Raw genomic sequence first — 6,669 nt, forward strand, 5'->3', positions numbered from 1 at the left:
GGATCAGCCCCGGATGGACATCGTCTCCATCCTTTGCCTCTCTGACTTCCATTGCGCAGGATTTATTGAGCCGGTCTGCAAAATGTTGTGTGAAGCCTGCCGGCATATGCTGTGTGATCAGGACCGGCGGCATGTCCGCGGGGAACTGGCTCACGATCTTCGCAACCGTTTGGGGACCTCCTGTCGAGGATCCGATAGCGATGATTCGACGCGAAGCAAAGCCAGGAAGGGCTCCGGTCGGAGACATTGGAGCGGCCACTGGCGAGATCGACGGCGCCATCGGTTGCGCGGCTACTGGTGTTGCCGGTGCCGATACTTCTGCCACCACTGCGGGCGACGGTTTGAATGCACGCGGATTCGCCTGCGCGCAGGCGCGAATCTTATCTGCAAGTGAGTTCGCAAGGTCGCCGACGGAGTAGGGGCCATTCGGCTTCGCAAGGACTTCGACGGCTCCCAGGCGGAAGGCTTCCATGGTTGCCGCGGCGGAGGCCTGCCCCAGCGAGCTGATCATGATTACAGGCATAGGCTTGTAATCCATCAGCTTCTTCAGGAAGGTGAGGCCGTCCATTCTCGGCATTTCGATGTCGAGCGTCAGAACGTCGGGGTTCAATGCGAGGATCTTCTCGCGGGCAACATACGGGTCTGGAGCTGTGCCTACTACTTCAATCCCAGGGGCATTGCGCAAGGCGTCAGAAAGAATCTTACGCACCGTTGCGGAATCGTCCACGATGAGGACGCGAATCGGAGAGGTTGTCTTCATCGGTGACCTACCGTGATCTCAAAGCGCCCGGCTTCTTGTAGACAGCAGGCTGTACGTATTCGAATCTGTGTTTCAGGTTGTTCAGACTTTCGGCATGTCCGACGAAGAAGTATCCACCAGGTTCCAGATGGTCATAGAAACGATTGACCAGCTCCTGTTGTGTCGGAATGTCGAAGTAGATCATGGCATTCCGGCAGAGGATCAGAGGATAGCTCTCGACAAACGACTCAAACTGCCTGATAAGGTTCAGCCGGCGGAACGAGATTGCTTCGCGAATGAACTGCTTGACGCGATAGTTTCCGGCAGCCGGCCCTACGCCGCGCTGCAAGTACTTGCGCAGAATCTCCATCGGAACCTGTTGGAAGCACTTCTCGTTGTAGGTCCCATCCTGCGCGCGCGCCAGCACCTTGGTTGAGATGTCCGTGGCCAGGAGCTTTACGGTAGGCCCGGAATTGGCATAGTGCTCACGAGCCGCAAAGGCGAGCGAATATGGCTCCTCTCCGGTGGCGCAGGCTGCACTCCAGATCGTGTACTCGCTGCGGTTAGCAAGCGCCGGAAAGATGGTGCCGGAAAGAAACTCAAAGTGCTTCGGCTCGCGGAAGAAGTTGGTGTAATTCGTCGTCAGGTGGTCGATCATCGTCACCAGAGCGTCGGACGACTTATCGTTGATCACGTACTCGTAGTACTCGGAAAAAGAGCCGATGTTCAGCGAGCGCATGATCTTGGTCAGGCGAGAGGCAACCAGACCTTCCTTGCCCTCTTCAATTGCCAAACCACAATAGTCGTAGGCAAGTTTCCTGAAGCGATTGAAGTCCTTCTGTGAAAGCGTCAGGTTGCTGATGGTGGTGACTGTGCTCATGCTGCCTCCTCACCGGGTTCGTTCGGCATTTTGAAGATCTGGACAACATCAAGGATCAGGCCGATGCGGCCATCGCCCAGGATCGCGCATCCAGTCAGGCCGGTGCTATCGCTGAAGGTCTCGCCCAGACTCTTGATCACAATCTCCTGACGTCCGAGCAGATCGTCCACATGGAGACAGAACTGACGTCCCGCGCCCTCGCACACGACAACCAGGCCCTGGCAGATATCTTCAGAACGAGGCTTGATGCCGAAGCGGCGGTGCAGCCTGACGAGCGGGTAGAGATTGCCGCGCATCAGGATCATCTCTTCCGTACCTTGTACCCGGACCAGCATCTCCTGTGTCGGGCGCAGCATCTCGCGAACCGAGAAGACCGGAATGATGTAGCGGTGGTCCCCGACTACGATCACAAGGCCTTCGATGATAGCCAGCGTGAGCGGAAGATGGATGTAGAAGGTCGTGCCCTTACCAAGCTCAGACTCAATCTGGATATGGCCGCGCAGATTCTCTACATGTTTGCGGACGACATCCATGCCAACGCCACGGCCCGAGATATCCGTAATCTTTTCCGCTGTCGAGAATCCGGGCGCGAAGATGAGCTGGAAGATCTCAGTTTCCGTCAGTTGCGTATCTTCGGTGACCAGGCCACGTTCCAGAGCCTTGCGGAAGATCTTGTCCGGATTGAGCCCGCGCCCGTCATCGGAGATGGAGACGACGATCCTACCGGACTCGTGTTCCGCGGAAAGACGCAGTGTCGCGGTCGGATTCTTGCCGGCTGCCGTGCGTTCCTGCGGTGTCTCGATACCATGATCGAGTGCATTCCGGATCATGTGCAGCAATGGATCAGAGAGCTCTTCCGCGATCGTCTTGTCGAGTTCTGTGCCTTCACCAGCGAGCAGCAATTCCACCTGCTTGCCGTGCCGGCGCGAGAGATCACGAACCAGCTTGGCATTCTTCTGGAAGAGTGGGCCGATGGGCATCATGCGGATGTTCATGGCGCGCCGCTGGACCTCACCTGTAATGCGGGCCAGTTGCGCCAGGTCGCCTATGAGCCGAGCATCGCGATTGCTGGCGACCATCGGATTGTGGCTCAAGATCGACTGTGCGATCACCATCTCGCCGACCATGTCCATAAGCTGGTCGAGCTTAGCGGTATCGATACGGATTGAGGCCGAGACGGGTTCGCTCTTGCTAACGGCTGCTTGAGGCGCAATCGCGGGGGCGGATTCGGGCTCCGCCGCCTTTACCGGCGCGGCAGCTGGGGATTTAACAGCTTCAGCCTTTGGTGCGGCCGCGGGAACAACCGTCTCTGCCGTTGGCGCAGGGGCAGGCGCAGCGGCTTCCACCTTCGGTGCGGCAGGAACAGCAGGAGCAACAGGTGTCTCTTCCTTGGCTAGGGGCGGTGCAGGGGCAGCCGCTGGTTCTGCCTTTGGTGCCGGAGCAGTAGCAGGAGCTTCTTCGTTCACTGGAGCCGCTGCAGGTGCGGCTACCGGTGCAGCCTCTACGGCGGCAGGTTCGGAGGTTGAGCCTCCATCGAGTGCTCGTTGAGTAACGGTGGTAATGGTGCGCAGCAGGGCGCGGTTGTTCTTCGCCTTGCCGGGATCAGCTCCGTTCAGTGCGCCGTTGACGCGGTTTACTTCTGCCTGCAGGTACTCTGAGCTCTCCAGAACGAGATCGACGATCTCCACGCTGATCTGAACGCGGCTGTTGCGTGCATGATCCAGCAGCGTTTCGACTTCGTGCGCTACGCCCTGGACGCCCTTCAGGCCAAGGAAACCGGCCAGGCCTTTGATGGTATGGAAGGCGCGGAAGACCGCATGGACTGCGGGCAACTGGGACGGATCACGCTCAAGCGCCAGAATCTGCTCTTCGATGGCAGCCAGATGCTCCTGCGATTCGGTGACGAAGCCGGCAAGCATCTCAGGATCGTCGTCGAATGCGACTTCATCCTCTTCCATCGGCTCTTCCACAGCGACAGCGGCCGTGGTCTGCGCGATGGCGGCAGCCGCAACAGGTGCTGGTGTCGGCGCCTGGACGACTGGTTCCGCTTCACCGCGCATCAGACGCTGAAATGCGGTAAAGGGCTCTTCGGCGATCATCTTGCCCTTTGAGCGGTCATTGGCCAGTGAGTTGGCGCGTTTCGCGATCTCTGCAAACGCAGGATCTTTTTGTGCGAGCGCAGCCAATTGGATAAGGCGCTGTTCGGTCAGAGAACCTGGTCCATCGACCATCCAGAGCGTTGCCAGCTCGTCGAGCCGCGCAGCAAGCTGGTCGGCAACCGGTGCAGTATTTTTCGTGGCACTCATGCGTCTAATACCTGAAAGAGGGGCTGTAGTGTCGTGCGGGGTGTGTATTGACGCTGGGGAATGTTGAAACGGACTGAGAGATCGAGTACAGGAATCACCTGGCCACGCAGGTTGATGACGCCTTTGACGTAGACCGCGGTCTTGGGAACGGCGGTGATCTCCTGCATCTGGATAATCTCCTTGATGTTCAGGACCTGAATGCCAAACTCCTCTTCGCCGAGCGAGAAGATGAGGTGTTTGCGCGACGTATCGTGTGCCACCTGCTTCGCCTGGTTGTTGTTCTTGATTGCCATGTATTACTCCTGAGATAGATCCAGATAGTTGATGTATCGGCAGAAAGTGGCTCAGGGATGAGCCATTCTCCACCGGGCCGAACTAGAAGTCTGTAAAGTTAGCGTCGATATTGCTGGCCGCGGCCGGCGCAAGACGTTGTGGAACGAAAGTATTCACCGCTGGAGCTTTTGCAATCGCCGGACGTACCACCGGCGCTTTGACTGGCTTGAGCACGGGCGTTACCACAGCCTTTTGCGAATGGCCACGTACGGTGACACCGGTCATGCGCGCCAGCCCCATCGCAACTCCACGTAGCCCATCGGACTGGGCATTCAGCTCTTGTGCCGCCGCAGCGCTTTCTTCCGCATTGGCTGCGTTCTTCTGGGTTCCACTCTCCATGCGGCCGATGGCGCGGCTGATCTGATCAATACCCTTGCCCTGCTCCTGGCTGCTCATGCGAATCTCATCGATCATGACCTTGATGCGGCCAAAGACCTCATTCACCTTTCGGCCGGAGCCAACCAGGGTGGTCATCCGCTCACGGCCTGCGGCGGTGTTGTCGACGGACTTCTTGATCAGGACCGAGGTCTCCTGCGCCGCCTGGGCGCAACGCTGAGCCAGATTGCGAACTTCTTCGGCGACGACGGCGAATCCCATACCGGCTTCACCGGCACGCGCGGCTTCGACTGCGGCGTTCAGTGCCAGAATGTTGGTCTGGAAAGCGATCTTATCGATCACTCCGATGATCTTGGCGATCTGTTCGCTGGACTCGCTCAGTGCATCCATAGCTTCCACGCACTGTTCGACGGCGTGATTGGCATCGTCACTATGGCGAACCGCTTCTGAGACCAGGGTGGTCGAACGATCCGAGTTCTCGGCATTGCGGCGGGCCATGGAGTTGATCTCCTCTGCCGAAGCGGAGGTCTCTTCGATCATTGCGGCCTGCTCAGAGGTATCTTTCGCCAGATTCTGGCTCGAGGTGGCAACCTGGGCCGACGCCTCAGTCACCTGATCGGAGCCTACTGAAAGCTCACGCACGGCGTGGCGCAGCTGGCGGTCGAGCGTGCGGACGATAAAGGCGATCAGAACTCCGGAAACGGCTCCGAGCACGAGCAGTGTGCCGATGAGCCAGTGTGCGAATCTGATTGCATCTTCTGCCTTGGTATTCGTCTTGCCCATGACGACCTTCTGGCGTTCCAGCATCTTCGAGCCGGACGCGTCGACATCTTGAAGGGCAGGCTCAAGTTCGCTCTCCGCAAACTGCGACGCCTCTTTGACCTGGTGAGCATGAATCAGCTCAAGATAGTGCGGGAACAACTGTGACGCCCTATCCAGCCTGGTGGTGGCTGCCTCCAGCGTCGGGCGGCCTTCTGCGGAAACACCCTGCTTCAGAATGGTGGCGATGTCCTCGCGCATCTTCTTCTCATACGTGTTGTACTCATCGATGGCCCGGCTCAGGCCTTCCGCATCATTGACCGACTCTTTGACCGCGATTCTGCGGCTGGCGGCGAGTATCTCGGTCGAGTGACCATTCGCCATGCCGGCGTTGTACATCTTGGTCGCGTCCTTAATGCCGAGCTCCCAAGTCAGTTCGCCAAGGCCACTAATCTCGTAAACGGCGAGTCCGCCCAGCAGGACTAGAAGAATCATCATGGTGCCGTATGAAATAAGAAGTTTCTGTTTCACGGTGTAGCGTTGCAGGTTCACGTTGGTGGCTCCGTTCCGCTGGGTTCAACAATTGAGCTCATCCAGCGTTCTCAGAACTCCTCATCGGCATCGCGTGCAGTATCTTGAAGCGATTCGATGCTCTTAGAGCATTTTCCCTGTGGGGGTAATGTAGGGCATCTGTATCGATGGGCATTTTCCGCAATGAAAACGCCGCCGCACGATCCTTCCGGGATACCTGGCAACAGGGAAAATGCTCGAATTCACCGGTTTTCCACCTATCGCCGGTTTTCTGGGAGCCGATAGCTGCAGTGAGGTCGCTATGCAGGTCGCTCTCCGAAAATATGCTGCATTGTTCGCGTCGGTGCTGCTCATTTTTGCGTGGGTTCTCCTGGTTATGGTGGCGGGCACGATACTGACGTCGTGGCACAGCCGCTCCATCACAGGGCCCCGTACTGCTCTGTCCAAAACATCTCGTGACATCGCCAGCGGGCTTGTCGCACTGGGAGGCAAGCGTCCGGCCTTCTCAGAGACCTCTCAGTCGTGGACGTCGAAGGTAACAGTGGTCTTTCCCGCCGATGCGACCCAGGGACACGCAATCGAGGGAGCGTTCTAATACTTTCACTCCGCCACCGTTCGTTCGACTCCATACCCCTCCTGCGCAGTCAGCGTGGGAGGGGTTTTTATGTCTGAAGATATTTTATAAATAAGATTAATCGCCACCATTTCTACCTGCTGGACCACCTTTCTTCAAAAATTTGTCGCTATCGTCGCTTTTTTAGAGACTGCATTGCGTCTATTTTGGC

General features: G+C 57.7%; 6 protein-coding genes. 1 reads left to right on the forward strand and 5 read right to left on the reverse strand.

What is annotated here, in order from left to right:
* The 5 genes from AB4043_RS17330 to AB4043_RS17350 all read right to left on the reverse strand — a co-directional run.
* Nucleotides 1-760: response regulator (locus AB4043_RS17330; protein ID WP_442307624.1), on the reverse strand; the 760-nt coding region annotated here is incomplete at its 3' end.
* Between the two features lie 7 nt (nucleotides 761-767).
* The gene (locus AB4043_RS17335; protein ID WP_442302641.1) at nucleotides 768-1,619 is read right to left on the reverse strand and encodes a CheR family methyltransferase; all 852 of its coding nucleotides are present in this window, start codon (nucleotides 1,617-1,619) and stop codon (nucleotides 768-770) included.
* Nucleotides 1,616-3,925: a chemotaxis protein CheA gene (locus AB4043_RS17340; RefSeq protein ID WP_442302640.1), complete on the reverse strand. Its 2,310-nt coding sequence runs from the start codon at nucleotides 3,923-3,925 to the stop codon at nucleotides 1,616-1,618. The genes AB4043_RS17335 and AB4043_RS17340 overlap by 4 nt, the downstream gene beginning before the upstream one ends.
* A complete protein-coding gene (locus AB4043_RS17345; protein WP_442307625.1) occupies nucleotides 3,922-4,218 on the reverse strand; it encodes a chemotaxis protein CheW in 297 nt (98 codons plus the stop codon). The genes AB4043_RS17340 and AB4043_RS17345 overlap by 4 nt, the downstream gene beginning before the upstream one ends.
* A gap of 82 nt (nucleotides 4,219-4,300) precedes the next feature.
* Nucleotides 4,301-5,905 carry a methyl-accepting chemotaxis protein gene (locus tag AB4043_RS17350; protein ID WP_442302638.1) on the reverse strand — a complete coding sequence of 535 codons (1,605 nt, stop codon included), beginning with the start codon at nucleotides 5,903-5,905 and terminating at the stop codon, nucleotides 4,301-4,303.
* A gap of 211 nt (nucleotides 5,906-6,116) precedes the next feature.
* Here AB4043_RS17350 and AB4043_RS17355 point away from each other — a divergent pair, with 211 nt between their 5' ends.
* On the forward strand, nucleotides 6,117-6,479 hold the full coding sequence (locus AB4043_RS17355) for a hypothetical protein (RefSeq protein ID WP_442302637.1): 363 nt from the start codon (nucleotides 6,117-6,119) through the stop codon (nucleotides 6,477-6,479).
* Nucleotides 6,480-6,669: the final 190 nt, after the last annotated feature.

Source organism: Terriglobus sp. YAF25 (assembly GCF_052113305.1).
Classification (GTDB): domain Bacteria; phylum Acidobacteriota; class Terriglobia; order Terriglobales; family Acidobacteriaceae; genus Terriglobus.